Consider the following 26,313-nt stretch of genomic DNA (forward strand, 5'->3'; position numbering starts at 1 on the left):
GTCGGTCAGTTGAAGCAGTCCTTGACGGTGCCGGCGCAGTTGGTGGGGTCGTTGTTGGTGACGGTGGACTTGTCGTCGAGCTTGACCTTGCCCTCGTTGTTGAGGATGCCGCCGGCGACGCGGTGGAGCTTGGCGGTGTCGGTGGCGGTGTTCTTGGTGACGCGGGTGTTGGTCAGGGTGACCTTGCCCTTGTTGTTGAAGATGCCGCCGCCGTTGAGGGCGGTGTTGTTCTTGATGTCGGTGTCGCGCAGCGTCAGGGTGGCGTTGTCGTCCTTGCCGTGCTCGGGGTCGTCTCCCTTGAAGCCTTCCTCGACCTTGACATCGGTGTCGCCGTTGAAGATGCCGCCGCCGAAGCGGTTGGCGGTGTTGTCGACGATGGCGCTGTCGGAGATGGTGGCGGTGGCGTCCGACTCCCTGTTGTCGCGGTCCTTGTTGTCGCCGCCGTTGGAGGACCAGTCCTTCTTCTTGTCCTCACCGCCGGTGTTGACGATGCCGCCACCGTCCTTGTCGGCGTGGTTCTTGGCGACGATGACCTTGTCGAGCTTGAGGTCCGTGTCGACCGCGTAGATGCCGCCGCCACTGTCGCAGGCGGTGTTGCTCTTGATCACGGTGAGAGTGATCGTGACGGTGCCGCCGGAGCTGAACAGGCCACCGCCGTTCTTGCCGGCCTTGTTGTCCTCGATGGTGCTCTTGGTGCTTTCCTTGCCGTGGTCGGAGCCGGTGATCTCGACGGTGCCGGCCTCGTCGTGGTCCTTGCGGTCCTTGTCGTAGCTGCTGTTGCCGTAGCTCTCGTGGCCGTTCTTGTCGTGGTCGTCCTTCTTGCCCTTGCCGTTGGCGATACCGCCGCCGTTGCCGCCGGCGGTGTTGTTGCTGACCTGGGAGTCCTTGACCTTGAGGATGCCCTCGTTGAAGATGCCGCCGCCGTCCTGCTGGGCGTGGTTGTTCTCGACCTTGCTGTCCTCGAGGTCGACCCGGCCGAAGTTGGCGATCGCACCGCCGTTGTTCTCGGCGTTGTTGCCGGTCAGCTTCACGTCCTTGAGGTGGGCGCTGCCGCCACGCTCGACCAGCAGGCCGCCGCCGTCCCCCTCGCCCTCGTCCTTCTTGCGGTCGTCCTTCTTGTCCTTGTCGCCCGACCACGAACCCGAGCCCTGCGCGCCCGGCGCGGCCAGGGCCACCGGCGCGGCCTGCACGGCCACTCCGGTCTGGGCGGCGGGCGCCGTCTGCACGCCCGGCGCGCCCTGGGCGGCGGGGGCAGCAGCGGCGCCCGGCGCGCCAGCGGGCGCCCCCGCGACACCCGGCGCACCGCCTGGCGCGCCGGAGCCCGGCCAGCCGGAGCCCGAGCCGGAGTCCGACTCCGAGCCGTACTTGAACTCGGCGGCGTTGCCGTCCTTGATGGTGAGGTCCTTCAGCTTCAGGTCACCACCGTCGGCGACCCGGAAGATCCGGAACGCGTCCTCGGAGTCCCGCTTGATCGTCGAGCCGTTGCCCTTGATCGTGATGTCCTGCTCGATCGTCGGCAGACCCGTGCCGGACTTCTTGTCGGCGAAGCTCAGCTCGTAGGTGCAGCGCTCGGCCAGCTTCAACGTGCCGCCGTGATCCCGGTTCGCCAGATCGACCGCCTCGATCAGCTCCTCGTCGTCACACGGCACCTCCCGGACCTTCCCGTGATCCGCGCCGTCGGCGTCCCACTCACCACGGTCCCGGGCGTCCTTGTCCTTGTCCTTGCCGTCCTTGCCGTGCTCGTCGTCCCGGGCCTCCGAACCCTCGGCGTCGTCGCTGGTGAGCTGGGCGGTCGACCACTTCACGTCGGCGAGCCGGTGGGGGCCGGTGACCCCGGTGGTCGCGTAGGCCACGCCCGCGAGGCTGACCGCTCCCGTCAGGCCCACAACGCCGGTGGCGAGCCACAGCCGGCGGCGCCGGAGCGGGGAGATCGTCTCACGGGAGGCGTCATCGTTATTGCGAAGGTAGTTGGACATCGGAGCTCTCTGCCCTCTCCTTGTACCCGACAAGGTCGCTTCGCCACAGCGAGGCGGCCTCCGCTACAAATCGGTTGTAGCTGCTGAAGACCAACGTATGAGAAGGTTCTTCACCTCGTGCCCATATACGAAAAAAACCCGCAAACGGGGGTGGGTCGCGCGGTGGGGCGCAGAGGGCACCGCAGGTGCGGGAGGGCGTCCGGTCGGCGAAGAGGGTTCGGGGAGGCGTAAGGGCGCCGATCGCGTTGGAGAGCCCGTACCGGACGGGACCGCGACGAACCACGCGGGTGGTGACGGCGGGGGCAGGGGAGCCCCTCCCCGCCGTGGCGCGGCGGAAAGGGACTCCCCGGGTTATGTGGTGGTTCAGTTGAAGCAATCCTTGACGGTGCCGGCGCAGTTGGTGGGGTCGTTGTTGGTGACGGTGGACTCGTCGTCGAGCTTGACCCTGCCCTCGTTGTTGAGGATGCCGCCGGCGACGCGGTGGAGCTTGGCGGTGTCGGTGGCGGTGTTCTTGGTGACGCGGGTGTTGGTCAGGGTGACCTTGCCCTTGTTGTTGAAGATGCCGCCGCCGTTGAGGGCGGTGTTGTTCTTGATGTCGGTGTCGCGCAGCGTCAGGGTGGCGTTGTCGTCCTTGCCGTGCTCGGGGTCGTCTCCCTTGAAGCCTTCCTCGACCTTGACGAGCCATTCACCGTTGAAGATGCCGCCGCCGAAGCGGTTGGCGGTGTTGTCGACGATGGTGCTGTCGGAGATGGTGGCGGTGGCTTCCTGCTTGTCGTTGGGGTAACCCCAGTGCTTGCCGCCGGTGTTGACGATGCCGCCGCCGTTCCCGTCGGCGTGGTTCTTGGCGACGAGGACATGGTCGAGCTTGAGTTCGGTGTTCTCGGCGTAGATGCCGCCGCCGTTCTCGCAGGCGGTGTTGCCGGTGATGGCGGTGAAGCTGATGGTGACGAAGCCTTCGGAGCTGAACAGGCCGCCGCCGCTCTTGCCGGCGCGGTTGTCCGACAGGGTGCTCTTGACGGCGTCCTTGCCGTGCTCGGAGCCGACGATCTCGACGGTGCCGGCTTTCTCGTCGGGCTTGTTCTTGTCGTAGGGGTTCTCGATGCTGTTCTGGCCGTACGGGTCGTGCTTGGTGTTGTCGCCCTTGCCGTTGGCGATGCCGCCGCCGTTGGCGCCGGCGGTGTTGTTGTCGATGTGGGATTCCTCGACCTTGAGTACGCCGCGGTTGAAGATGCCGCCGCCGTCCTCGCGAGCGTGGTTGTTGGTGACCTTGCTGTCCTCGAGGCGGACGCGGCCGAAGTTGGCGATGGCGCCGCCGTTTTCCTCGGCGTTGTTGTCGGTGAGCTTGACCTTGATCAGGTTGGCGCTGGCGCCCCGCTCGACCAGCAGCGCACCGCCGTCACCCTCGCCCTGCTTGTCCTTGTCCTTGTCCTTGTCCCACGAGCCCGAGCCCTGCGGACCGTCCTGAACCGGCCCACCCTGAGCCACCGGCGCACCCTGAGCCACCGGCGCACCCTGAGCCACCGGTGCGCCCTGGGCGAGCGCCGGGGCGGCGGCCGCGGTGGGGGCGCTCATGACGGCCGGCGGGGTGGGGCTCTGCGGGCCGCCGCCGCCGTACTTGAAGGCGGTGGCGTTGCCGCCCTTGACCGTGAGGTCCTTCAGCGTCAGCTGGCCACCGTCGACGACCCGGAAGATCCGGAACGTGTCCTCGGAGTCCCGCTTGATCGTCGAGCCGTTGCCCTTGATCGTGATGTCCTGCTTGATCTCCGGCAGGGCCGCACCGAACTTGCGGTCCTTCACGTTCAGCTCGTACGTGCAGTTCTCGGCCAGCTTCAACGTGCCGCCCTGGTCCCGGTTCGCCAGATCGACCGCCTCGACCAGCTCCTCGTCGTCACACGGCACCTCCCGGACCTTCCCGTGATCCGCACCGTCGGCGTCCCACTCACCACGGTCCCGGGCGTCCTTGTCCTTGTCCTTGTTCTTCTCGTCCTCGCGGGCGCCCTTGTCGGCGTCGGCGGCGCTCTGCGGCGCGGCCACGCGGTTCTCGGCCACCCGTTCCGGCGCGCCGGACTTGTCGTTGTCCCGGGCCGCCAGGCCACCCAGCGCCGCCAGCCCGACGACGCCGGTCAGTCCGGCCACGCCGGTGGCGACCAACAGGGCCCGCCGCCTGCCTCCCGACGGGGTCATCGGGGCCCCGCCGTCGCTTTTCGTTACGTCGTTGGACATCAGAGCCTTCCGCCCTTTCGGTCTACCTAAAGGGGTCGCACCGCCCCAGGTCGAGCGACCAGCTACAAATCGGTTTGCAGCCTCTGATCGCCACCGTATGAGAAGGATCCTCGCGACGCGGACGGATCTGAAGAAATCGCGCATTCGGCTCACATCTGGCCCGACGGCGCCAGCCGGGGCCGGGGGCCACCAGGGCGGGCGCGAGCGCGCAAACGACGACGGGCCCGGCACCGGCGTCGTTACCGCGAGGAACCTCGCAGACGCCGGCGGCGGGCCCGCCGGGGGTCGTGCCGGTTGTCAGCCGGGCAGGCGGGGGCCGGCCTCACGCTGCTCGGCCAGCCAGGTCTCCACCTCGTCGGAGCGGCGCGGCAGGCCGGCCGACAGGTTCACCGGCCCGTCGGCGGTGACCAGGATGTCGTCCTCGATCCGCACGCCGATGCCGCGCAGCTCCTCGGGGACCAGCTCGTCCTCCGGCTGGAAGTAGAGCCCCGGCTCGACGGTGAGCACGTAGCCCTCGCCGAGCGGCCCGTCCCGGTAGGTCTCCTTGCGGGCGTTGGCGCAGTCGTGCACGTCGATGCCGAGCATGTGGCTGGTGCCGTGCAGCGTCCAGCGGCGGTAGACCGTCGACGCCGGGTCCATCGCCTCGTCGACGCTCACCGGCAGCAGGCCGAGATCCTTCAGCGCCTCGGCGAGCACCCGCATGGCGGTCAGGTGCACCTCGCGGAACGCCACGCCCGGCTTGATGACGTCGATGCCGGCCTGCTGGGCGGCGTAGACGGCGTCGTAGACCTGACGCTGGAGCGGGGTGAACCGGCCGTCGACCGGGAGCACCCGGGTGACGTCGGCGGTGTAGAGGTTGCGGTTCTCCACACCCATGTCCATGAGTAGCAGCTCGCCCGGGCGGGTCGCGCCGTGGTTGTGCACCCAGTGCAGGATCGTGGCGTGCTCGCCGGCGCCGACGATCGAGCCGTAGCCGACGTCGTTGCCGTCGTGCCGGGCGCGCAGCGCGAAGACGCCCTCCAGCAGCCGCTCGGAGACCGCCCGGTCGGCCGGGAGCGCCCGGGCCACGTCCTCGAAGCCGCGGACGGTGGCGTCGCACGCCTCCTGGAGCTGGGCGATCTCCCACTCGTCCTTGACCAGCTTCAGCTCCGAGATCGCGATGGCCAGCTCGCGGTCACGGCCCGGCTGCCCCTCGGCCCGCGCCCCGTCGTACGGCCGGACCGCGGCGTCCACCCGCGCGTCGAAGCCGCGCAGCACCCGGGTGCGGCCCGGGGCCAGCTCGGCCAGCGCCGCGTCCAGCTCGCTCAGGTCCGCCGTGGGCAGGCCCAGCTCGGTCGACTTCTCCTTCAGCGTGGGCCGCCGGCCGACCCACAGCTCGCCGTGCCGGCTGCGGAAGAACTCGTCGGTCGCCCGGGACGACCGGGGCCGCATGTACAGCGTGGTCTCGCCGCCCGGCCGGAGCACGAGCACGCTGTCCGGCTCCAGGTCGCCGGTCAGGTACGCGAAGTCGCTGCCCGGCCGGAACCGGTGGTCGGTGTCGTTGGCGCGTACCTTCTCGGTGCCGGTGGGGATGACCAGCGTCTCGCCCGGGAAGGCCTCGGCCAGCGCGGCCCGCCGCTTGGCGTGGTTGGGCACCTCCGGCCGGGGGCCGACCGGCAGTTCCGTGTCCCGCCAGCCCTGCCGCATGAAGGACAGGAACGCCTCCGGGAAGTCCGGGTCGTGCGATTCGGTCCCGTCCGCCGGCTTGCCCTGTTGCTGTGCCCGCTCCTCGGCCATGATCCGCCTCCTTGCGCCTCGCCGCTGGTGCAGACGGTACCGCGCGCGGGAGAGCGTGGAGTGCCTGCGGTGCCGCGACGGCGGCTTCCGCCGCGTGGGAAGATGATGACCATGTGCGGACTCCTGGCCTTCTTCAGCGCCCGCGGTGACGCCGGCGCTCACCGCGACCACATCGCCGGCGCACTGGAGTGCCTGCACCACCGCGGCCCGGACGAGACCGGTGTCGAGGTGGTCGGCGACGCCTCCGGCCGGTACGCGGACGGGGTGTTCGCGCACAAGCGGCTGGCGATCATCGACGTGGCGCTCAGCCACGAGCCGCTGCCCTACGCGAACGGCCGTTACCTGCTCACGTTCAACGGCGAGATCTACAACTACATCGAGCTGCGCGACGAGCTGATCCGCGACTACGGCGCCCAGTTCGCCACCAACGGCGACGGCGAGGTGATCGTCGCCGGCTACCACTACTGGGGTGAGCAGGTGCTCACCAAGCTGCGCGGCATGTTCGCCTTCGTGATCTGGGACCGGCAGGAGCGGCGGGCGTTCGGCGCGCGGGACTACTTCGGCATCAAGCCGCTGCACTACCTGGAGACCCAGGACGGGCTCTACCTCGCCTCGGAGAAGAAGGCGCTGCTGCCCTTCGCGCACTCGGCCTACCAGGGCGACGCGGGCATCGACCCCGCCAACCTGAGCCACTACCTGACTCTCCAGTACGTCCCGGAGCCGGGCACGCTGCACCGGGGCATCAACCGGATCGGGTCGGGGGAGTACCTGACCTGGACGCCGGGCGGCCGGATCGAGGTGCGCCGCTGGTACCGGCCGGTGTTCCACCCGGCCCCGGTCGCCGACGAACAGAAGCTCTACCACGAGATCCGGGAGACGCTGCGGGAGAGCGTCCGGATGCACATGCGCTCGGACGTGCCGGTGGGCTCGTTCCTCTCCAGCGGCATCGACTCGACCGCCGTGGTGGCCCTGGCCCGCGAGTTCAACCCCAACATCCTCACCTTCACCGTCGGCTACGACGTGCCGGGCTACTCCGAGATCGACGTGGCCCAGGACTCGGCCCGGCACCTCGACGTGACCACGATCCCGACCAAGATCGGGCCGCAGGACATGATCGAGGCGCTGCCGAAGATCGTCTGGCACCTGGACGACCCGGTGGCCGACCCCGCGCTGGTGCCGCTCTACTTCGTGGCGAAGAAGGCCGCCGAGCACGTCACCGTGGTGCTCTCCGGCGAGGGTGCCGACGAGTTCTTCGGCGGCTACACGATCTACCGGGAGCCGCTCTCGCTCAACGCCGTCAACAGCCTGCCGGGCGGCGTGCAGAAGGGCCTGCGGGCGGTCTCCAAGGCCATCCCGCAGGGCGTGAAGGGCAAGAGCTTCCTGGAGCGGGGCACCACCCCGATCGAGGAGCGCTACTACGGCAACGCCCGGATGTTCACCGAGGAGGAGAAGCAGCACCTGCTGCGCCGCTACGACCCCTCGGTGCGCTACACCGACGTCACCGCGCCCATCTACGCCGAGTGCGCCGAGCTGGACGACGTCACGAAGATGCAGTACGTCGACCTCTACACCTGGCTGCGCGGCGACATCCTGGTCAAGGCCGACCGGATCTCGATGGCGCACTCGCTGGAGGTCCGGGTGCCGTTCCTCGACCGCGAGGTGTTCAACGTCGCGGCGGGCATCCCGGTCGACCTGAAGCTGCCGCCGCGCTCCGAGGCCACCAAGTACGCGATGCGCCAGGCGTTGCAGGGTGTGGTGCCGCCCGCCATCGTCAACCGCAAGAAGCTGGGCTTCCCGACCCCGACCCGGGTCTGGCTGCGCGGTGAGATGTACGAGTGGGCCCGGCACGTGCTGGCCACCTCCGGTGCCGGCGACCTGATCGACCTGTCGTACGCCATGCGGCTGCTGGAGGAGCACAAGCGGGAGGAGGCGGACCACTCCCGCAAGGTGTGGACCGTGCTGATCTTCTGCATCTGGCACGCCATCTTCGTGGCGAAGACCCTCGACCCGGGCATCCAGCGCAACCAGTCGGCCCTGCTCACCAAGCCGGTGGTCGGCAGCATGGTCCGCTGACGCGGGTGTGCGGAAGGGCCCCCGGGGTACGTCCCCGGGGGCCCTTCTCACCTCTGGGTCACCGGCCGGTGCAGGTGACCGTGGGCAGGGCGTTCGTGCCGGAGACGTTCGCCGTGAAGCCGAACGTCGTGGTGCCCTCCGGTGGGACGCTCCCGTTGTAGGGGGCGTTGGCGACCGTCACCGCCGCCCCGCTGGTGCTCACCGTGCCGTTCCAGAGCTGGGTGATGCTCTGGCCGCTCGGCCAGGTCCAGTTCGCCGTCCAGCCGCTGTAGGTCCGGGTGCTGTGGTTCATGATCATGACCTCGCCCTGGAAGCCGCCCTGCCAGGCGCTGACCACCTTGTACACCGCCATGCAGGCGCCGGACGGCATGGTCGGGGTCGGGGTCGGCGAGGTCGGGGTGGGGGTCGGGCTGGTGGGGCCCGGCGTCGGCGTGGTGGGGTTCGGCGACGGCGTGCCGCCCGAGCCGATCCCGGTCACCTCACCGTTGCCGCCGTCGAAGGTCACGTCGGAGCAGCCGAAGAAGTTCTCCTGGCTGTCCGAGCGGACCCAGCGGGAGTAGATGATGTGCCGGCCGCTCTTGTTGGCCGGCAGCGAACCGGTGAAGTAGTAGTGCCCGTCGTTCGTGCCGGGCGAGCCGATCGACGGCGGGTTGGTCACCTGGAGGAACGGCTGCTCCTCCAGGTCGCTCCAGGCCAGCGGCCGGGTCGGGCTCCAGCTGTCCTTCGTCACGTAGAAGTAGAAGGTGCCCGGGTGGTGGGCCCAGTTGCTGTAGCGGAACTCCATCGACCGCCCGGCGGTCAGGTGGGTGACCGGCCAGTCGGTGCGGGCCAGGTCGTAGCCGGCGAAGTTGGCGTTCCCGCCGCTGCACAGCTTGCCGTCGGGAATGAACCCGACGGTCCGGCCGCCCGCGTCGGAGCGCAGCACGCTGAACCAGTTGTAGAGCGAGTTGGCGCCGCTCTGGGCGACCGCCGCCGCGCAGGCGGGGTTGGTCGGCTTGATCTCCCCGGTCGGGGTGAGACCGTCCTTCCAACACAGGTAGGTCCGGGCGCCCGGCGTCATCGCCGCGCCGTGCGCGGCGGCCGGGTCGGGGCCGGTGACCAGGGCGAACGCGCCCAGGGCCAGGGTGGCGGCCGCGGTGAGCAGCGCGGCCGTACGGGATCGGTGCACGGGATCTCCTGACTCGCGGGGCGCGACCGCACCGGCCCGCCCCGCTGCGACGAGCGGATGCGACGATCGCGGTGCCACGCCCGGCGGTCGGAGAGCGGCCGGGGCCGTCGGGGGACGCGCACCGCCTGCGGTCCGTGCCACGGACCGGTGAGTGCCCTCGCGTCGGCTCGACCCGGCGGCCGGCGGCGCGGCAGCCCCCGCGCCCTCCCGGCACGCGCAATCCCATCACGTCCGGGCATCCCGCGCAATAGCCGCCCGTCGATGCGGGCGTCTCGTCGCGCCGGGCCCCGCCATGCGCCAGGATCGGGGGTACGACGGACGGAGGGAGCCGGGATGGGCTACGCGGTGGTGCTCGGCGAGGCGTTGGTGGACCTGCTGGACGCCGAGCACGACGGGGAACCCGTCTACCGGCAGGCGATCGGCGGCGGGCCGCTCAACGTGGCCGTGGCGGTGGCCCGGCTCGGTGGCGAGGTCCAGTTCGTCGGGTCGCTCGGCGACGACGCGCTCGCCACGCGGATCCGCGCCTTCCTGGGCGCCGCCGGCGTCGGGCTGGAGGGGGCGGTCACCGTGCCGGCGCCGACCGCGCTGGCGGTGGCCACGTTCGCCGGGGCGGAACCGGACTTCCGCTTCTACGGCGAGCCCCGGTCGTACGCCCTGCTCACCGCCGACGACCTGAACGTGGCCCTGATCGAGGGCGCGCAGGTGCTCTACTGCGGCTCGATCGTCCTGCTCGCCCCGCCGGTGCTGGCCGCCGCCCGCCGGGCCTGGGCGATGGCCGGGGCGCTGCGGGTTTTCGACCCGAACGTGCGCCCGAGCCTGCTCACCGGCCCCGGCGCGCTGGACGACCTGCGCGCGGTGGTCGCCGAGTTCGCGGCGAGCGCCCACCTGGTCAAGCTGAGCGCCGCCGACGCGCGCCTCCTCTACCCGAAGGAGCCGGTCGAGGGTGTCGCCGCGTACCTGCGGGAACTGGGCGCGGCGACCGTGGTGGTCACCCTCGGCGCGGACGGCGCCCTGGTCGCCGCCGCCGACGACGTGGTACGCGTCCCCGCGCCGAAGGTCGACGCGGTGGACGCCACCGGCGCGGGCGACTCGGTGATGGGCGCCCTGATCGCCGACCTGCTGCACGCCGGCGAGCCGGTGGACCCGACGGGCTGGCGGGACCGGGTGGCCTTCGCCCTGCGGGTGGCCGGCCTGGTCTGCGAGTCGCCCGGGGGGGCCAGCGCCATGCCCACCCGGGAGGCGGTGGCCGAGCGGTTCCGTTGACCCGTCGGGGTCAGCGCGGGCGGGCGAGGGCGAGCACGGCGGTCAGGGAGAGGGCGGCGGCGACGGCCAGCACGACGGCCATCGGCACGGCGCTGCCCTCGCCGCCGAGACCGACCAGGGGCGCGGCGAGCGCGCCGACCACCGACTGGACGCCGCCCAGCAGCGCGGCGGCCGTGCCGGCGTGCCGCGCGTGTGCGTCGAGCGCCAGCGCGGTGCTGTTCGGCGTCACCATGCCCAGCGAGCCGACGAACGCGAACAGCGCCACGCCGACCACGGCGAGGCTGCCGGCCAGCGCCCCGGTGAGCACGCCGGCCGCCGCGACCGCGCCGACCAGGAGCGCGGTGACCAGCAGCCGGCGCGGGGTGAACCGGTCGAGCAGGCGGGCGTTCGCCTGCCCGGTCGTCACCAGGGCGAGCGCGTTGAGCCCGAAGATCAGGCTGAACGCCGCCGCGGAGACGCCGAAGACGTCCTGGAACACGAACGACGACCCGGAGATGTACGCGAACAGCCCGGCGAACGCGAAGCCCTGGGTCAGCGCGTACCCGAGGTAGACCCGGTCGGTGACCAGCGACCGCATGGTCCGGGCGGTGGCGGCCAGCCCGCCGGTGCTGCGGCGCTCGGCCGGCAGCGTCTCCGGCAGGCGCAGGGCGACCGCGACGGAGAGCAGCAGTCCGATGGCGGCCAGGGCGAGGAAGACCGCCCGCCAGTCGCCGAACCGCAGCACGAGGCTGCCCACGCTCGGCGCGGCCACCGGCGCCACACCGAAGACCAGGGTGAGCCGGGAGAAGTACTTCGCGGCCGCCCGGCCGGAGTAGAGGTCGCGGACCACCGCCCGGGCGACCACCACCCCCATGCCGCCGGCCAGGCCCTGGGCGAACCGCGCGGCGGCCAGCATCGGCGCGCTCGGCGCCGCCGCGCAGGCGAGCGCGAGCAGGGTGTACGCGACGACACCAATCAGCACCGGCCGGCGCCGCCCCCACCGGTCGCTGAGCGGGCCGGTGACGAACTGCCCGACGGCGAGGCCGATCAGGCAGGTGGTCAGCGAGAGCTGGATGCCGGCCTGGTCGGCGCCGAGGTCGCGGGTCATCGCCGGGAACGCCGGGAGGTACATGTCCAGCGAGAGCGGGCCGATCGCGGTGAGCGTGCCGAGCAGCACCAGCAGCGTCGCGCCACCCCCGGCGGCGGGCGGTCGAGCGGTCGGGCGCGCGGCGGTCCGCACGGTCTGGCTCACGAAGGTTCCCCCCGGGTCGGTGATCTCCGGGTAACCTTAGCTCTGTACCCAGAACTATTGCGATGTGAAGCAGGTGACTCCGTGGCGAGGGAAGAGGCCACCGCCTGGTTCGGAGCCGTCGTGGGCGAGCTGCACCGGCTGCTGCGCCGCAAGGTCGTCGCCCGGGCCAACCGGGACGCGCTGCCCGAGGCGCAGGTGGAGCTGCTGCACCTGGTCCGCGCCGAGCCGGGGATCAGCGGCAAGGAGGTGGCGCGGCGGCTGGGCACCGCGCCGAACACGGTGAGCACCCTGGTCCACGACCTCACCGCAGCCGGGCTGCTGGCGCGCGACCGCGACCCCGCCGACCGCCGGGTGGTGCGGCTCACCCTCACCGACGCCGCCCGCACCCGGATGGACGACCACGCGGCCCACCGCAGCGCCCTGCTCACCGAGGCCCTGGACAGCCTCGACCCCCCGGCCCGCGACGCGATCCTCGACGCGGCCCCGCACCTGGACGCCCTGCTCGACGCCCTGCGCGCCCGCCCCTGACCCCACCGGGGACGGTCAGGCGGTGCCGTCCAGCTCGGCGTAGCCGCGGCGGGCCGCGATGAGACCCGGGCGGGCGCCGAACGGCGACTCGGCGGCCACCCGCTCGGGCGGGGCGCTGCCGGTGTGGCCCGCCCGGATCAGCCACGCCTGCCGGGCGAGCTCGGCGTGCTGGGCCCGGACGAACCCGACGTCGACCGGCGCGCCGTGCCCCGGCACCACCACCGTGGCCGGTGTGGTCAGCCGGAGCAGCGCGGCCACCGCGTCCGGCCACTGCACCGGGTAGGACTCCTCGAAGGCCGGCGGCCCGCTCTGCTCCACCAGGTCGCCGGCGACCAGCACGTCCGCGTCCGGCACGTGCACCACGAGGTCGGCGTCGGTGTGCCCGTGCCCGGGGTGGAGCAGCACCACCCGCCGGCCGCCGACGTCCAGCACCGCCTCGCCCTGCACCGGGTGGGTCGGGGCCAGCAGCTCGGTCCGGGCCAGCTCGGCGGCCAGCTCCGGCTGCTCCGCGCGCATCTCCTCGGACGCGGCCCGGCGCAGGTCGTCGGGGTGGTCGCGGAGCACCGCCGCAGCCTGTGCGTGCGCGTAGACCGGGCGGGGCGGGTCGGCGGCCAGCGTGGCGTTGCCGAAGCAGTGGTCGAAGTGGTGGTGGGTGTTCACGATCGTCCACGGGTGCGGCGTGACCGCCCGCGCCGCCTCGGCCAGCTCCCGGGCCTGCCCGGCGGTAGAGAGGGTGTCCACCAGCAGCGCCGCCCCGTCGCCCACCACCAGCGTCACGTTGACGTGCAGCAGCGGGTCACGCAGCACGTGCACCCGGTCGGCGATCTCGACGAACCGGCCGGTCATGACGCCCGCACGGCGCGCTCGACGAAGCGCTGCCGGTCGACCAGCGCCCGCTCGACCCGCCCGGTCGCCACAACCTCGTTCCCATCGGTCACGACCACCTCGAAGGCCAGCCGCCGGCCGTCGACCTTGACCAGCTCGGCCCGGGCCGCCACCGTACGCCCGACCGGCGTGGCCGCCCGGTGCTCCAGCTCGACGCGGGTGCCGACGGTCGTCGACCCGGACGGCAGCCGGGTCGCGGTGGCCGCCACGGTGGCCGCCTCGGCCAGTGCGAGCACCCGGGGCGTGCCGAGCACCGGCACGTCGCCCGAGCCCACCGCCTGGGCGGTGTCCGTGTCCGTGACGGTCAGCTCGACCCGGGCGGTCAGGCCCGGGACGAAGGGCGACTCCGGCTGCTCCTGCATGGGCCGAGCCTAGTGCAGCGGCCCCGGGGCCGGAGGGCGTCCGGACCGCCCGCAGCGGCCCGTCCGGCGGCCTCAGGCGCGGGCGACCGGCCCGGCCGGCGGGCGGTCGGCGTCGGCGGCCCCGTCGCACGCCGTTAACCTTGTCCGCGATGGCCGTGCTGACTGATCCCCCGCCCCCCGCCCCCGCCGGACCGACCGCGTCCCCCGACGGCGGGCGCCGTCGCGTGGTGGCGATGGCGATCTGGGGGATCGCCTTCGTGGCCGCCTGGCTCGCCATCGGCCTGCCGACCGACCCGGCGTACGCGTTCCTCTGGATCTGGGCGGGCACCATCGCCTGGCACTCGTCCCGCCCGTGGCGCAGCCACCTGCGCTTCGCCCGGGACTGGATCCCGGTGGTGCTGCTGCTGGCCGCGTACAACCTCTCCCGGGGGTTCGCCGACAACGGCGCGACGCCGCACGCCATGGAGCTGATCGTCGCCGACCGCTTCCTCACCGGCTGGGCCACCGGCGGCGAGGTGCCCACCATCTGGCTCCAGCAGCACCTCTACCGGCCCGACCAGGTGCACTGGTGGGACGTGGCGGTCAGCTGGATCTACTTCTCGCACTTCGTGGCGACGCTCGCCGCCGCCGCGGTGCTCTGGCTGCGGGACCGCGGGCGCTGGGGCGCGTACATGCGGCGGTGGGGCTTCCTCTGCGCGGCCGGGCTGGCCACCTACTTCCTCTACCCGGCCGCCCCGCCGTGGTGGGCCGCCCAGAACGGGCTGCTCGGCGACGTGGCCCGAATCTCCACCCGCGGGTGGAAGGAGATCGGCATGCACGGCGCGGGCAACCTGCTCAACGCCGGGCAGATCGCCTCCAACCCGGTGGCCGCCATGCCGTCGCTGCACACCGCCTTCGCCCTGTTCGTGGTCCTGTTCTTCCTCCGGGCGACGCGGAAGCGCTGGTGGCCGCTACTGCTCGCCTATCCGCTGGCGATGACCTTCACGCTGATCTACAGCGGCGAGCACTACCTGATCGACGTGCTGGTCGGCTGGGCGTACGTCGGGCTGACCTTCCTGGTGGTAGGGCTGGCCGAGCGCTGGTGGGCGGCCCGCCGGACGCGCCGCGCCGCGCTCGCCCCGGCCGGGAAGGCCGCCCCCGCCGACGCCTCGACCCGGGCGGCCAACCCGCCTGCCCCCGCGCCCGCCGCCGGATCCTCCGCCGCGGGTCCGGCCGGTGCCGCGCCCGCCGCCGACCCGGCCACGGTGCCGGCCGAGCGCTGACCGTCCGGGCGATCGACCCGGCTCAGCCCGGTCGGCCCTGACCGGCCCGCCGGGCGGCGTGCGCCCGATCGGTCAGCTCCGCGGCCAGCTCCCACGCCTCGGCCAGGTCCCGGTCCAGCGCCGCCGCGCCCGAGCCGCCGGCCGTGTCCGCGTGCACCGTGGCCAGCCGCAGCCGCCGCTGCGCCGGCCCCTGGGTCACCCGCACGCTCTGGATCCGCGCGTACGGGACCAGCGTCAACCGGCGGGTCAGCAGCCCGGAGCGGGCCACGAAGACCTGCTCGTCGAGGCCGGCGCCGACCCGCGCCCGGCTCAGTGGGCGCAGCCAGCGGGCCCGCCGGGGCGGCAGCGTGGCGGGCAGCGCCGCCAGCCGGACGCCGGGAAGCACCTCCGCGACGACCAGCTCGCCGGTGCGCGCGTCGCCGACCGGCAGCAGCCGGTCCGGGCGGTTGCGGTCGTCCGGCTCGGCGGCCGAGTAGCCGGCCACCTCCAGGCGCAGCCGCAGCCAGCCCTTCATCCGCCAGAGCAGCGGCCAGGTCACCCCGACGGTCTGCACCCGGTGCAGCGGCACGGTCTGCATCCGGGTCTCCAGCAGCCCGTTGCGCACCCGCAGCGCGTCGCCGTCCCGGTCGAGCCGGAAACTCCAGTCGTCGAGCACCCGGCGGACCGGTTGCAGCACCACGCCGGCCATCGCGGTCAGCGTGCTGGCCACCGCGATGAACGACCAGGACCCCTCGGAGAGGAACTGTGCCACCACGAAGGCCAGGCCGAACGGGAGCAGGAACGCCTGCGGGGTGAGCAGCTGGCTGACCAGCAGGTCCTGGTTGCGGACGCTGTGCAGCCGGCGGCCCGCCGGTACGGGCGCGGGCGGCGCTCCGGCGGCGGGCGTGCCGGCGGCGGGCGGGACGGCCTCCGGGGCGCGGCCGGCCACGGCCAACAGCCGCTGCCGCAGCGCGGTCGCCTCGGCCACGCTCAGGTACGCCAGCGGCGCCTCGGTCTTGCCCCCGCCGACGACCTCCAGCCGCAGCTCGGCCAGCCCGGTGAGCTGCGCGAGCAGCGGCCGGACCACCTCCACGGCCTGCAGACGCTCCAGCGGGATCGCCCGCGTACGCCGCCAGAGCAGCCCCTCGTGCACCCGCAGCTCGCGCCCCACGACGTGGTAGCCGGTGTTCCACCAGCTGATCACCGACAGCACGGTGGCGCCGAGGGCGAAGACCGCGACCAGCACGGCGAACCAGCCGAAGCCGACGCGGGACAGCGTCGACCAGGAGAGCCCGGCGATCACCACGACCAGCGACTTCGCGCCGTGCAGCGCCGGGCTCAGCGGGTGCAGCCGCTGCCGCGGCTCCTCTCCGGCCGGCGGGGGTGCTCCCGGCCCACCCGGCGCAGGCGGCCCCCATGGGCCGGGTCCCGCCGCCGGGGGATGACCCGCCCCTGGCCAGGGCGGCGCGGGTGGGCCGTACCCGGGCGGGGGCCCGGGCGGGCCGTAGCCGGGCGGCGGCGCGGCGTGCCCGTAGCCGGGCGGTGGTGCGGGCTGCGCGTTCCCGGGCCACGGGCCGGGCGGGTGGGCGTACCCCGGTTGCGGTGGCCACGGGTGACCGTTCCGGGGCGGCTCGGCGCCGGCCGGCGGCGGCGCGGCGGCGGGCGGGTGCGGCGGCGGACCGCCGGGCTCCGGTTCGGCCGGGCCCTCGCTCACAGTCCCTCCGCCCGGTCCTCGCCGAGCGCGGTGAGCCGGTCCCGCAGCCGGGACGCCTCCGCCGGTCGCAGGCCCGGCACCCGGGCGTCGCTCGCCGCCGCGGCGGTGTGCAGTTGCACGGTGGCGAGGTCGAACGCGCGCTCCAGCGGCCCGGCGCTCACGTCGACGAACTGCATCCGGGAGTACGGCACGATGGACAGCCGCCGCACCAGCAGGCCGTGCCGGACGAGCAGGTCGTCGGCGCGTTCGGCGTAGCCCCAGGCGCGCACCGCGCGGACGATGGTGACCGCCCGCCAGGCGGCCAGCAGCAGCGCCACGCCCAGGGCGGCGCCGAGCAGCCAGTGGCCGGCGATCGCCCAGGCCACGCCGAGGGCCACCAGTGCCACGGCGAGCACGATGCCGAGCCGGATCAGCTCCACCCAGATCAGGTCGCGGGAGATCGGCTGCCACCGGACGGTGTCCGGCCAGGGCTCCAGGGGGCCGGTCGGGGCCGGCGGCCGGCCGGCGAGGTCGTCACCGTTCACCGGGTGATCCGCTGCGCTCGCTCACGATTCGAGCGTAGGCGATCCGGGCACCGGTACGACCTCGCGCAGGAAGCCGCGCGCGTCGAGGAAGTCGCCCAGGGATCCGCGGTGCGCGGGACAGGCCAGCCACGTCTTGCGCCGCTCGGGCTGATGCAGGCGGGGATTGTTCCAGCGCAGCTCCCACACGGCGGGTGCACGACAACCCCGCGCCGAGCAGATCAGCGCGTCGTCGGGGGGAGTGGGAGTGGTCACCGGGGCGAGTCTAGGGCCGCACGCCGGGAGCTTTAGCGCCGGGCGGCCACGGGGGGAGCCGCCCGGCGACGGGGTGAATCGTACACACGCCGGACCCCATGTTGTCCACCCGTGTTCAGGGTTTTCCGTGCCAGGGGACGGCGCGGCGAAATTCGTCCCTCTCCCACCCTCGGCTCTCAGCTGGGCATGACAGTCTTGATACGCACCACGCCGCGACGACGACCATGCTGTGGAGGACCGGTGGCCCAGCCGACCACGCCCGACGCCCCGACCCCGACCGAGGCCGCGCCGGACGCGCCGCCCCCGGCGACCACCACCCCGGCGCAGGACGCCACCCTGCTGGAGCGGGCGTTGTTCGAGATCAAGCGGGTGATCGTCGGCCAGGACCGGATGGTCGAGCGGATGTTCGTGGCGCTGCTCGCCCGGGGCCACTGCCTGCTGGAGGGTGTGCCCGGCGTCGCCAAGACCCTCGCCGTGGAGACCCTGGCCCGGGTGGTCGGCGGGTCGTTCGCCCGGGTGCAGTTCACCCCGGACCTGGTGCCGGCCGACATCATGGGCACCCGGATCTACCGGCAGTCCAGCGAGAAGTTCGACGTCGAGCTGGGGCCGGTCTTCGTCAACTTCCTGCTCGCCGACGAGATCAACCGGGCCCCGGCGAAGGTGCAGTCGGCGCTGCTGGAGGTGATGAGCGAACGCCAGGTGTCCATCGGCGGCGAGACCCACCGGGTGCCCGACCCGTTCCTGGTGATGGCCACCCAGAACCCGATCGAGCAGGAGGGCGTCTACCCGCTGCCGGAGGCGCAGCGGGACCGGTTCCTCATGAAGATCGTGGTGGGCTACCCGACCGACGCCGAGGAGCGGGAGATCGTCTACCGGATGGGCGTCGCCCCGCCCGAGCCGGCCCGGGTGTTCGACACCCCGGACCTCATCGCGCTCCAGCACAAGGCCGACCAGGTCTTCGTCCACAACGCGCTGGTCGACTACGCGGTCCGGCTGGTCCTCGCCACCCGGGCCCCCGCCGAGCACGGCATGCCCGACGTCGCGCAGCTCATCCAGTACGGCGCCAGCCCGCGCGCCTCGCTCGGCCTGGTGCGAGCCACCCGGGCGCTGGCGCTGCTGCGCGGCCGCGACTACGCCCTGCCGCAGGACGTGCAGGACATCGCCCCGGACATCCTGCGGCACCGGCTGGTGCTCAGCTACGACGCGCTCGCCGACGACGTGCCGGCCGACCACATCGTGCACCGGGTGATGTCGACCATCCCGCTGCCCGCGGTCGCGCCGCGCCAGCAGGCCACGCCGCCGCCACCGGCCGTCCCGCACGGCGGCTGGCCCGGGCAGCGGCCGTGACCCCACCAGCCCGGCTGCCGGCCAGCGGCGAGCGCTCCGGCGCCGTCCTCGCCCGGTTGCAGCTCATGGTCACCCGGAAGCTCGACGGGCTGCTCCAGGGCGACTACGCCGGGCTGCTGCCCGGCCCGGGCAGCGAGGCGGGGGAGTCGCGTGAATACCGCCCCGGCGACGACGTACGCCGGATGGACTGGCCGGTCACCGCCCGCACCACGATGCCGCACGTCCGGCGTACGGTGGCCGACCGGGAGCTGGAGACCTGGCTGGCGGTCGACCTCTCGGCGAGCCTGGACTTCGGCACCGGGCGGTGGCTCAAGCGGGACGTGGTGGTCGCCGCGGCGGCCGCCCTGGCCCACCTGACCGTGCGGGGCGGCAACCGGATCGGCGCGGTGGTCGGCACCGGCGCGCCCGTGCCGGCGGGTCGCCGGCGGGGCGGCTCCCCGCCCGCCGGGCCGGGGACCCTGCAACGGCTGCCCGCCCGCGCCGGCCGCAAGGAGGCGCAGGGGCTGCTGCGGGCCATCGCCGGCACGGAGGTCCGGCCCGGCCGCAGCGACCTGGGCGTCCTCGTCGACATGCTCAACCGCCCGCCGCGCCGGCGGGGCGTGGCCGTGGTGATCTCCGACTTCCTCGCGCCGCCGCAGCAGTGGGGCCGGCCGATCCGTAAGCTGCGGGTCCGGCACGACGTGCTGGCCGTCGAGGTGGTCGACCCGCGCGAGCTGGAACTGCCCGACGTGGGGGTGCTGCCGGTGGTCGACCCGGAGACGGGCGAGCTGCACGAGGTGCAGACCGCCGACCCGCGCCTGCGCCGCCGCTACGCCGAGTCGGCGGCCGCCCAGCGCGCGGCGATCGCCGCCGAGCTGCGCACCGCCGGCGCGGCCCACCTGCGACTGCGTACCGACCGAGACTGGCTGCTGGACATGGTGCGTTTCGTGGCCGCGCAGCGGCACGCCCGCACCCGAGGGACGACTCGATGATCCGTTTTCTGCAACCGTGGTGGCTGCTGGCCGTGCTGCCGGTGCTCGCCCTCGCCGCCGCGTACGTCTGGCGGCAGCTGCACCGCCGGCACTACGCCATGCGGTTCACCAACGTGGACCTGCTGCGCACCCTGGCGCCGAAGGGGCTGGGCTGGCGGCGGCACGTGGCGGCCACCGCGTTCCTGCTCTGCCTGCTGGTGCTCGCCACGGGGCTGGCCCGGCCGGCGATCGACACCAAGGAGCCCCTCGAACGGGCGACCGTGATGCTCGCCATCGACGTGTCGCTGTCGATGCAGGCCGACGACGTGGCGCCGAACCGGCTGGAGGCGGCGCAGGAGGCGGCCAAGCAGTTCGTCGGCGAGCTGCCGGAGAGCTACAACCTCGGGCTGGTGTCCTTCGCCAAGTCGGCCAACGTGCTGGTGCCGCCCACCAAGGACCGCGGCGCCGTGACCACGGCCATCGACGGGCTGGTGCTGGCCGAGGCGACCGCCACCGGTGAGGCGGTCTTCACCTGCCTGGAGGCGATCCGCTCGGTGCCGGCGGACGGCGCGGCCGGCATCCCGCCGGCCCGGATCGTGCTGCTCTCCGACGGCTACCGCACCTCGGGCCGCTCGGTGGAGGAGGCGGCCGCGGCGGCGCAGGCGGCCAACGTGCCGGTCTCCACCATCGCGTTCGGCACCGACTCGGGCCAGGTGGACATCGGCGGTCAGCTCCAGCGGGTGCCGGTGGACCGGATGGCGCTGTCGCAGCTCGCGGAGACCACGCAGGGCTACTTCTACGAGGCGGCCTCGGTCAGCGAGCTGAAGCAGGTCTACCAGGACATGGGCAGCTCGATCGGGTTCCGGACCGAGCCGCGGGAGATCACCCAGTGGTACGCGGGGATAGCGCTGCTCCTCGCGCTCTGCGCGGGGGCGTCGAGCCTGCTCTGGTCGTCCCGCCTGATCTGAGGCGGGGCGGCCGGGGCCCGGCCGGTGGTGGTCAGTGACCGCCGCCGGCCAGGACGAAGAGGACGGCCACCCAGACGGCGGCGAGGGTGAAGCCCAGCGGGGCGACGTAACGGCTCATGGGACTGCTCCGTGGCGACGGCGGTCCGGGGCGGGGCGGACCGCGGGGGTGGATCAGGGCGTACGCGCACGAAGTCGTGACCGGGGTGCTCCGCCGGACCGCGCAGAACAGTCGCCCCGGCGGGAGCGCCGAGGAGAGCGGGGCGGTGCGGAGGGCGGGAAGCGGGGTCAGCGCTGCCGACTGAGTCGTGGCTCAGCGGGGCTGACGGTCGGCCCGGCCACGACTGGGAGGATCGCTATCTCGCACAGCGATCACCTCCTGCGGTCGGCGGGGCCCGGCACGCGGGCGATCCACTGCCCGCAAACGTCGATCATCGTACACCCGGCGCCCCCGCGGCACGCACTCGGCCGACCGGTCCGCCGGCCCGGGCCGACCGGGTCGCCGGGCAGGCCGCCGACCTGGCACGGGTTAGCGCTTACCCCCGGGTAACCCCTAGGCTCCGACCGACCGAGAGATCAGCTGAGCAGAGGGGGAACCGTGGCCCGTACCGTGCTGGTGACCGGCGGAAACCGGGGAATCGGCCTGGCCATCGCGCAGGCCTTCGCCAAGCAGGGCGACCGGGTGGCGGTGACCCACCGCAGCGGCGAGGCCCCGGCGGGGCTGTTCGGCGTGAAGTGTGACGTGACCGACGCCGAGGCGGTCGACGCCGCGTTCGCCGCCGTCGAGGCCGAACTCGGCCCGGTCGAGGTGCTGGTGGCCAACGCCGGCATCACCGACGACACGCTGCTTCTGCGGATGTCCGAGGAGCAGTTCACCCGGGTGCTCGACACCAACCTCACCGGCGCGTTCCGCTGCGCCAAGCGGGCCTCGACGAAGATGCTCCGGGCCAAGTGGGGCCGGATGATCTTCATCTCCTCGGTCGTCGGCCTCGCCGGCGGCGCGGGCCAGGTCAACTACGCGGCCAGCAAGGCCGGCCTGGTCGGCGTGGCCCGGTCGATCACCCGCGAGCTGGGCACCCGCAACATCACGGCGAACGTGGTGGCGCCCGGCTTCATCGACACCGACATGACCGCCGGGCTGCCCGAGGAGCGCAAGGCGGAGATCCGCAAGTCGATCCCGGCGGGCCGGATGGCCAGTCCGGAGGAGGTCGCCGCGGCGGTCACCTGGCTCGCCTCGGACGCGGCCGCGTACGTCTCCGGCGCCGTCATCCCGGTCGACGGCGGCCTGGGCATGGGTCACTGAGAAAGTACGGAGGGAACTGCACTATGTCCGGACTCCTGGCCGGTAAGCGGCTGCTGGTCACCGGCGTCATCACCGACGCCTCGATCGCCTTCTCGGTGGCGAAGCTCGCCCAGGAGAACGGCGCGCAGGTCGTGCTCACCGGCTACGGCCGGCTCTCCCTGGTCGAGCGGATCGCCAAGCGGCTGCCCGAGCCGGCGCCGGTGATCGAGCTGGACGTCACCAACGCCGAGCACCTGGCCGGGCTGGCCGACAAGGTGCGCGAGCACGTCGACGGCCTCGACGGGGTGGTGCACTCCATCGGCTTCGCCCCGCAGAGCTGCCTCGGCGGCGGCTTCCTCGACGCGCCCTGGGAGGACGTGGCGACCGCCCTTCAGGTCTCCACCTACTCCTACAAGTCCCTGGCCATGGCGGCGCTGCCGCTGATGTCCGAGGGTGGCGCCGTGGTGGGCCTCACCTTCGACGCCACCAAGGCCTGGCCGGTCTACGACTGGATGGGCGTGGCCAAGGCCGGGCTGGAGTCCGCCTCCCGCTACCTGGCCCTGCACCTGGGCAAGCGGGGCATCCGCAGCAACCTGGTCGCCGCCGGGCCGCTGCGCACCATCGCCGCCAAGTCCATCCCCGGCTTCGAGCAGTTCGAGGACGCCTGGGCCGAGCGCGCCCCGCTGGGCTGGAACCTGACCGACCAGGAGCCGGCCGCCCGGGCCTGCCTGGCGCTGCTGTCCGACTGGTTCCCGGCCACCACGGGCGAGATCGTCCACGTCGACGGCGGCTACCACGCCATCGGCGCCTGAGACCCGGACCCCACGTCCCGGGGTGGCCGCCGGATCGTCCCGGCCGTCGGGGGAGAATGACACCATGGCGTACGACGCGTTGGTGCTGGTCTCCTTCGGCGGCCCGGAGCGGCCCGAGGACGTGCTGCCCTTCCTGCAGAACGTGACCCGGGGCCGCGGCGTGCCGCCCGAGCGGCTCGCCGAGGTCGCCGAGCACTACCAGCACTTCGGCGGGGTGTCCCCGATCAACCAGCAGTGCCGTGACCTGCTCGCCGCCATCCGGGCGGATTTCGCGGCGAACGGCCTCGACCTGCCGCTCTACTGGGGCAACCGCAACTGGGACCCGATGCTCGCCGACACGGTGGCGCAGATGCGCGACGACGGCGTCCAGCGGGCCCTGGCCTTCGTCACCAGCGCCTACGGCGGCTACTCGTCCTGCCGGCAGTACCAGGAGGACATCGCCGCGGCCCGGGCCGCGGTCGGCCCGGACGCCCCGCTGATCGAGAAGCTGCGCCAGTTCTGGGACCACCCGGGCTTCGTCGAGCCGCACGCCGACGCGGTCCGGGCCGCGCTGGCGCAGCTCGACCCGGCCCGGCGGGAGAGCACCCGGCTGGTGTTCACGGCGCACTCGGTCCCGGTGTCGGCGGCCGCCACCGCCGGCCCGCACGGCGGCCGCTACACCGCCCAGCTCGCCGAGACCGCCCGGCTGGTGCACGCCGCCGCCGCGCCTGACCTGCCCTACGACCTGGTCTGGCAGAGCCGCTCCGGGCCGCCGCAGGTGCCGTGGCTGGAGCCGGACATCAACGATCACCTGGCCACGCTGGCCGGCCAGGGCGTGACCGGCGTGGTGGTCAGCCCCATCGGGTTCGTCTCGGACCACCTGGAGGTGGTCTGGGACCTGGACACCGAGGCCCTCGACACGGCCAAGCAGCTCGGCCAGGACTTCGTCCGCGCCGGCACGCCGGGCACCGACCCGCGGTTCGTGGCGATGGTCCGCGAGCTGGTGCTGGAGCGGCACGCCCCGGACGGGGAGCGCTACTTCCGCCGCCTCGGCGAACTGCCCACCTGGGACACCTGCCCGGCGCTGTGCTGCGTGCCCCCGGCCCGCCGGCCCTGAGCCGGACCACCTCCGACACCCCGTGGGGACGACACATGCATGACCGCAAGCCGGTGCAGAGCTGGCTCACCGACATGGACGGTGTGCTGGTGCACGAGGGGCAGCCGGTGCCCGGCGCACCCGAGTTCGTCAAGAGGCTGCGCGCCTCCGGCAAGCCGTTCCTGGTGCTCACCAACAACTCGATCTACACGCCGCGCGACCTCCAGGCCCGGCTGGCCCGGATGGGGCTGGACGTGCCGGAGGAGGCGATCTGGTCCTCGGCGCTGGCGACCGCCCAGTTCCTGGCCGACCAGCGGCCGGGCGGCACCGCATACGTGATCGGCGAGGCCGGTCTCACCACGGCGCTGCACGCGGTGGGCTACGTGCTCAGCGACTTCGCCCCCGACTACGTGGTGCTGGGGGAGACCCGCACCTACAGCTTCGAGGCGATCACCAAGGCGATCCGGCTGATCAACGACGGGGCCCGGTTCATCTGCACCAACCCGGACGCCACCGGCCCGTCGGTGGAGGGCGCGCTGCCGGCCGCCGGTTCGGTGGCCGCGATGATCTCCAAGGCGACCGGGGTGGAGCCGTACTTCGTGGGCAAGCCCAACCCCATGATGATGCGCTCAGCGTTGAACACCATCGACGCGCACTCCGAGTCCACCGCGATGATCGGCGACCGGATGGACACCGACATCCTCTGCGGCCTGGAGGCCGGGCTCGAGACGATCCTGGTGCTCACCGGGATCAGCAGCCGGGCCGAGGCCGAGCGCTACCCCTACCGGCCGTCCCGGATCGTCAACTCCGTGGCCGACCTGATCGACGAGGTCTGAGCCGGGCTCAGGGGCGCAGCGGGGCGTTGCAGGCGGCCACCAGGGCCTGCCGGCAGGCGGTGGTCAACGGCCGCAGCGCCGCGTCCCGCTGCTGCGCCTCGAAGGTGTTCACGGCCCCGCCCGGGGCGCTCTCCCCGGCCAGGGCGAGCACCCGGTCCAGCACGGCCGCGCGGGCGAACAGCCGGCGGGACCGCGGGTCGAAGCCGGGGGGCAGGTCCGTACCGCTGTCCGGGCGGCGCAGCGCGGCGAGCGCGCCGGCCAGCTCGGGCCGCCACTGGGCCACGTCGAGCCGGGTCAGCGCGGCGGTCGTCTCCGCCAGCGCGGTGGCCAGTTCGGCCTCCGCCTCGGCGGCGCCGGGCGCGATCAGCGACGCCTTCGGCGCGTCGGCCGGCAGCGGGTAGACCCGCCAGAGCACCGTCTCCCAGGTCATCCCCGAGCCCGAGGTGTGCGTGCGCACCTCCGGGACGAAACCGAGCCCGCTGGCCACCACGGCCTCGCCGGCCAGCAGCGCCGCGCCGGTGAAGTCGCCGGGACCGGGCAGCCCGCGCGGGTCGCCCGGCGCGGGCAGCACCAGGCGGATCTCGTCCGGCGAGAGCTTGGCCAGGCTGGGCAGCGCCTCCCGCAGGGACACGTCGGTCCAGGTGCCGGGGGCGTCGGCGACCAGGTGCTCCTCGTCGCCGGCGATCTCGTCGGCGACCTCGTCGAACGGCACCAGGCCGGCGCGCCAGGCGCGTACCCAGGCGACGAAGCGGCTCGACCGGCGCGGAGCCAGCGTGGCCGCGCCCGTTGCGGGGGAGGACATGCCGAAAGGGTACGTGCTCGCCGCCGTCGCTGTCTCGGCTGCCGCTCCGGCGGCGTGACCTGCCCCCAACTACCCCCTTCGCCCCTTTCTGTGCCGCCGGTGGGGCTCCTGGTCGGCGCGTCGCCGGGCGGCGCGCCGGGCCGGTGGCTAGCGTGATCACATGGCGGGGCGATACGACGGCGACGTGCTGGCGGGCGACTGGCGGCGGCGGAAGGTGATCCCGGAGGTCGACGCCGAACCCGACCTGGTGGTCGAGGACGCCGACTCCGGGTTCTGCGGCGCGGTGGTCGGGTTCGACTCCGGCGCCGTGGTCCTGGAGGACCGGCACGGCCGGCGGCGCAACTTCCCCCTGCTGCCCGCCGCGTTCCTGCTCGACGGCCAGCCGGTCACGCTGCGCCGCCCGGCCCGCGCCCCGGTGCCCGCCGCCCGGCGGCGCACCGCCTCCGGCTCGATCGCCGTCGACAACGTCCGGGCGCAGGTCGCCAAGGCCAGCCGGATCTGGGTCGAGGGCGTGCACGACGCGGCGCTGGTCGAGCGGATCTGGGGCGACGACCTGCGGATCGAGGGCGTCGTGGTGGAACCCCTCGACGGCATCGACGACCTCGCCGCCGAGGTGCGCGCCTTCGAGCCCGGCCCGGGCCGCCGGCTCGGTGTGCTGGTCGACCACCTGGTGCCCGGCTCGAAGGAGAGCCGGATCGTCGCGCAGGTCACCTCGCCGCACGTGCTGGTCACCGGGCACCCGTACGTCGACGTGTGGCAGGCCGTGAAGCCCCGGGCGCTGGGCATCCCGGCCTGGCCCGTGGTGCCGCCGGGGCGGCCGTGGAAGGAGGGCGTCTGCGCGGCGCTCGGGGTGGGCGAGCCGGCGGAGATGTGGCGGCGCATTCTGTCCCGGGTGGACAGTTTCGCTGATGTGGAGACGCCGTTGATCAACGCGATGGAGCGTCTGATCGATTTCGTGACGTTGCCTTCGTGAGTGGTTGCGGTTCAGGCCCCCGGCCCGTCGTGCGCGGGCTGCGCGGGTCGGTGCC

23 protein-coding genes are annotated in these 26,313 nt (G+C 73.4%); 12 read left to right on the plus strand and 11 right to left on the minus strand.

Going from position 1 to position 26,313, the window contains the following annotated elements:
• Positions 1-5: 5 nt before the first annotated feature.
• The 3 genes from ABZW14_RS06835 to ABZW14_RS06845 all read right to left on the minus strand — a co-directional run bounded on the left by ABZW14_RS06835 (position 6) and on the right by ABZW14_RS06845 (position 5,975).
• Entirely contained in the window at positions 6-1,976 is a 1,971-nt protein-coding gene (locus tag ABZW14_RS06835) for a hypothetical protein (RefSeq protein ID WP_355340972.1), read from the minus strand.
• A gap of 363 nt (positions 1,977-2,339) precedes the next feature.
• Positions 2,340-4,343: a hypothetical protein gene (locus tag ABZW14_RS06840; RefSeq protein ID WP_355340975.1), complete on the minus strand. Its 2,004-nt coding sequence runs from the start codon at positions 4,341-4,343 to the stop codon at positions 2,340-2,342.
• A gap of 153 nt (positions 4,344-4,496) precedes the next feature.
• Entirely contained in the window at positions 4,497-5,975 is a 1,479-nt protein-coding gene (locus ABZW14_RS06845; RefSeq protein ID WP_355340978.1) for an aminopeptidase P family protein, read from the minus strand.
• 111 nt (positions 5,976-6,086) lie between these two features.
• On the opposite strand from ABZW14_RS06845, the gene asnB reads away from it, so the two are divergent.
• Positions 6,087-8,048 (plus strand): asparagine synthase (glutamine-hydrolyzing), encoded by a 1,962-nt coding sequence (gene asnB / locus ABZW14_RS06850; protein WP_355340981.1) that lies wholly within the window; start codon positions 6,087-6,089, stop codon positions 8,046-8,048.
• Positions 8,049-8,106: 58 nt separating this feature from the next.
• Here the strand turns inward: asnB and ABZW14_RS06855 are convergent, their stop codons facing one another.
• Positions 8,107-9,216, minus strand: coding sequence for a lytic polysaccharide monooxygenase (locus ABZW14_RS06855; protein WP_355340984.1), 1,110 nt, complete (start codon positions 9,214-9,216; stop codon positions 8,107-8,109).
• A gap of 333 nt (positions 9,217-9,549) precedes the next feature.
• Here ABZW14_RS06855 and ABZW14_RS06860 point away from each other — a divergent pair, with 333 nt between their 5' ends.
• Positions 9,550-10,479, plus strand: coding sequence for a carbohydrate kinase (locus ABZW14_RS06860; RefSeq protein WP_355340987.1), 930 nt, complete (start codon positions 9,550-9,552; stop codon positions 10,477-10,479).
• 10 nt (positions 10,480-10,489) lie between these two features.
• Here ABZW14_RS06860 and ABZW14_RS06865 read toward each other — a convergent pair whose 3' ends face one another.
• Positions 10,490-11,710 carry a multidrug effflux MFS transporter gene (locus ABZW14_RS06865; protein WP_355340990.1) on the minus strand — a complete coding sequence of 407 codons (1,221 nt, stop codon included), beginning with the start codon at positions 11,708-11,710 and terminating at the stop codon, positions 10,490-10,492.
• A gap of 81 nt (positions 11,711-11,791) precedes the next feature.
• Here ABZW14_RS06865 and ABZW14_RS06870 point away from each other — a divergent pair, with 81 nt between their 5' ends.
• On the plus strand, positions 11,792-12,238 hold the full coding sequence (locus tag ABZW14_RS06870) for a MarR family transcriptional regulator (RefSeq protein ID WP_355340993.1): 447 nt from the start codon (positions 11,792-11,794) through the stop codon (positions 12,236-12,238).
• A 15-nt stretch (positions 12,239-12,253) separates the two neighbouring features.
• Here ABZW14_RS06870 and ABZW14_RS06875 read toward each other — a convergent pair whose 3' ends face one another.
• Both ABZW14_RS06875 and ABZW14_RS06880 read right to left on the minus strand, forming a co-directional pair.
• Positions 12,254-13,084, minus strand: coding sequence for an MBL fold metallo-hydrolase (locus tag ABZW14_RS06875; RefSeq protein WP_355340996.1), 831 nt, complete (start codon positions 13,082-13,084; stop codon positions 12,254-12,256).
• The gene (locus ABZW14_RS06880; protein WP_355340999.1) at positions 13,081-13,485 is read right to left on the minus strand and encodes a hotdog domain-containing protein; all 405 of its coding nucleotides are present in this window, start codon (positions 13,483-13,485) and stop codon (positions 13,081-13,083) included. Before ABZW14_RS06880 ends, ABZW14_RS06875 begins: the two co-directional genes overlap by 4 nt.
• A gap of 149 nt (positions 13,486-13,634) precedes the next feature.
• On the opposite strand from ABZW14_RS06880, the gene ABZW14_RS06885 reads away from it, so the two are divergent.
• Complete coding sequence (locus tag ABZW14_RS06885) at positions 13,635-14,747, plus strand: phosphatase PAP2 family protein (RefSeq protein WP_355341002.1); 1,113 nt, start codon at positions 13,635-13,637, stop codon at positions 14,745-14,747.
• Positions 14,748-14,769: 22 nt separating this feature from the next.
• Here the strand turns inward: ABZW14_RS06885 and ABZW14_RS06890 are convergent, their stop codons facing one another.
• The 3 genes from ABZW14_RS06890 to ABZW14_RS06900 all read right to left on the minus strand — a co-directional run bounded on the left by ABZW14_RS06890 (position 14,770) and on the right by ABZW14_RS06900 (position 17,216).
• Entirely contained in the window at positions 14,770-16,077 is a 1,308-nt protein-coding gene (locus ABZW14_RS06890; protein ID WP_355341573.1) for a PH domain-containing protein, read from the minus strand.
• 359 nt (positions 16,078-16,436) lie between these two features.
• Complete coding sequence (locus ABZW14_RS06895) at positions 16,437-16,964, minus strand: PH domain-containing protein (protein ID WP_355341005.1); 528 nt, start codon at positions 16,962-16,964, stop codon at positions 16,437-16,439.
• 21 nt (positions 16,965-16,985) lie between these two features.
• Positions 16,986-17,216: a hypothetical protein gene (locus ABZW14_RS06900; protein ID WP_355341008.1), complete on the minus strand. Its 231-nt coding sequence runs from the start codon at positions 17,214-17,216 to the stop codon at positions 16,986-16,988.
• 240 nt (positions 17,217-17,456) lie between these two features.
• On the opposite strand from ABZW14_RS06900, the gene ABZW14_RS06905 reads away from it, so the two are divergent.
• From ABZW14_RS06905 to ABZW14_RS06935, 7 genes are all read left to right on the plus strand, one after another.
• Positions 17,457-18,563, plus strand: a complete 1,107-nt coding sequence (locus ABZW14_RS06905; RefSeq protein ID WP_355341011.1) for a MoxR family ATPase — start codon at positions 17,457-17,459, stop codon at positions 18,561-18,563.
• Positions 18,542-19,534, plus strand: coding sequence for a DUF58 domain-containing protein (locus ABZW14_RS06910; RefSeq protein ID WP_355341576.1), 993 nt, complete (start codon positions 18,542-18,544; stop codon positions 19,532-19,534). Before ABZW14_RS06905 ends, ABZW14_RS06910 begins: the two co-directional genes overlap by 22 nt.
• Positions 19,531-20,481 carry a VWA domain-containing protein gene (locus ABZW14_RS06915; RefSeq protein ID WP_355341014.1) on the plus strand — a complete coding sequence of 317 codons (951 nt, stop codon included), beginning with the start codon at positions 19,531-19,533 and terminating at the stop codon, positions 20,479-20,481. Before ABZW14_RS06910 ends, ABZW14_RS06915 begins: the two co-directional genes overlap by 4 nt.
• A 595-nt stretch (positions 20,482-21,076) precedes the next feature.
• Positions 21,077-21,781 (plus strand): 3-oxoacyl-ACP reductase FabG, encoded by a 705-nt coding sequence (fabG, locus tag ABZW14_RS06920; RefSeq protein WP_355341017.1) that lies wholly within the window; start codon positions 21,077-21,079, stop codon positions 21,779-21,781.
• Between the two features lie 23 nt (positions 21,782-21,804).
• Positions 21,805-22,572 carry an enoyl-ACP reductase FabI gene (gene fabI / locus ABZW14_RS06925; RefSeq protein ID WP_355341020.1) on the plus strand — a complete coding sequence of 256 codons (768 nt, stop codon included), beginning with the start codon at positions 21,805-21,807 and terminating at the stop codon, positions 22,570-22,572.
• A gap of 64 nt (positions 22,573-22,636) precedes the next feature.
• Complete coding sequence (locus ABZW14_RS06930) at positions 22,637-23,668, plus strand: ferrochelatase (RefSeq protein WP_355341023.1); 1,032 nt, start codon at positions 22,637-22,639, stop codon at positions 23,666-23,668.
• Positions 23,617-24,483 (plus strand): HAD-IIA family hydrolase, encoded by an 867-nt coding sequence (locus ABZW14_RS06935; protein WP_355341579.1) that lies wholly within the window; start codon positions 23,617-23,619, stop codon positions 24,481-24,483. Before ABZW14_RS06930 ends, ABZW14_RS06935 begins: the two co-directional genes overlap by 52 nt.
• A gap of 7 nt (positions 24,484-24,490) precedes the next feature.
• On the opposite strand, the gene ABZW14_RS06940 is transcribed toward ABZW14_RS06935, so the two are convergent.
• The gene (locus ABZW14_RS06940) at positions 24,491-25,285 is read right to left on the minus strand and encodes a hypothetical protein (RefSeq protein WP_355341026.1); all 795 of its coding nucleotides are present in this window, start codon (positions 25,283-25,285) and stop codon (positions 24,491-24,493) included.
• A gap of 160 nt (positions 25,286-25,445) precedes the next feature.
• Between ABZW14_RS06940 and ABZW14_RS06945 the strand changes: the two genes are divergently transcribed.
• Positions 25,446-26,258: a DUF3097 domain-containing protein gene (locus ABZW14_RS06945; protein ID WP_355341029.1), complete on the plus strand. Its 813-nt coding sequence runs from the start codon at positions 25,446-25,448 to the stop codon at positions 26,256-26,258.
• Positions 26,259-26,313 lie beyond the last annotated feature (55 nt).

The organism is Micromonospora sp. NPDC004551, from assembly GCF_040609975.1.
GTDB lineage: Bacteria > Actinomycetota > Actinomycetes > Mycobacteriales > Micromonosporaceae > Micromonospora.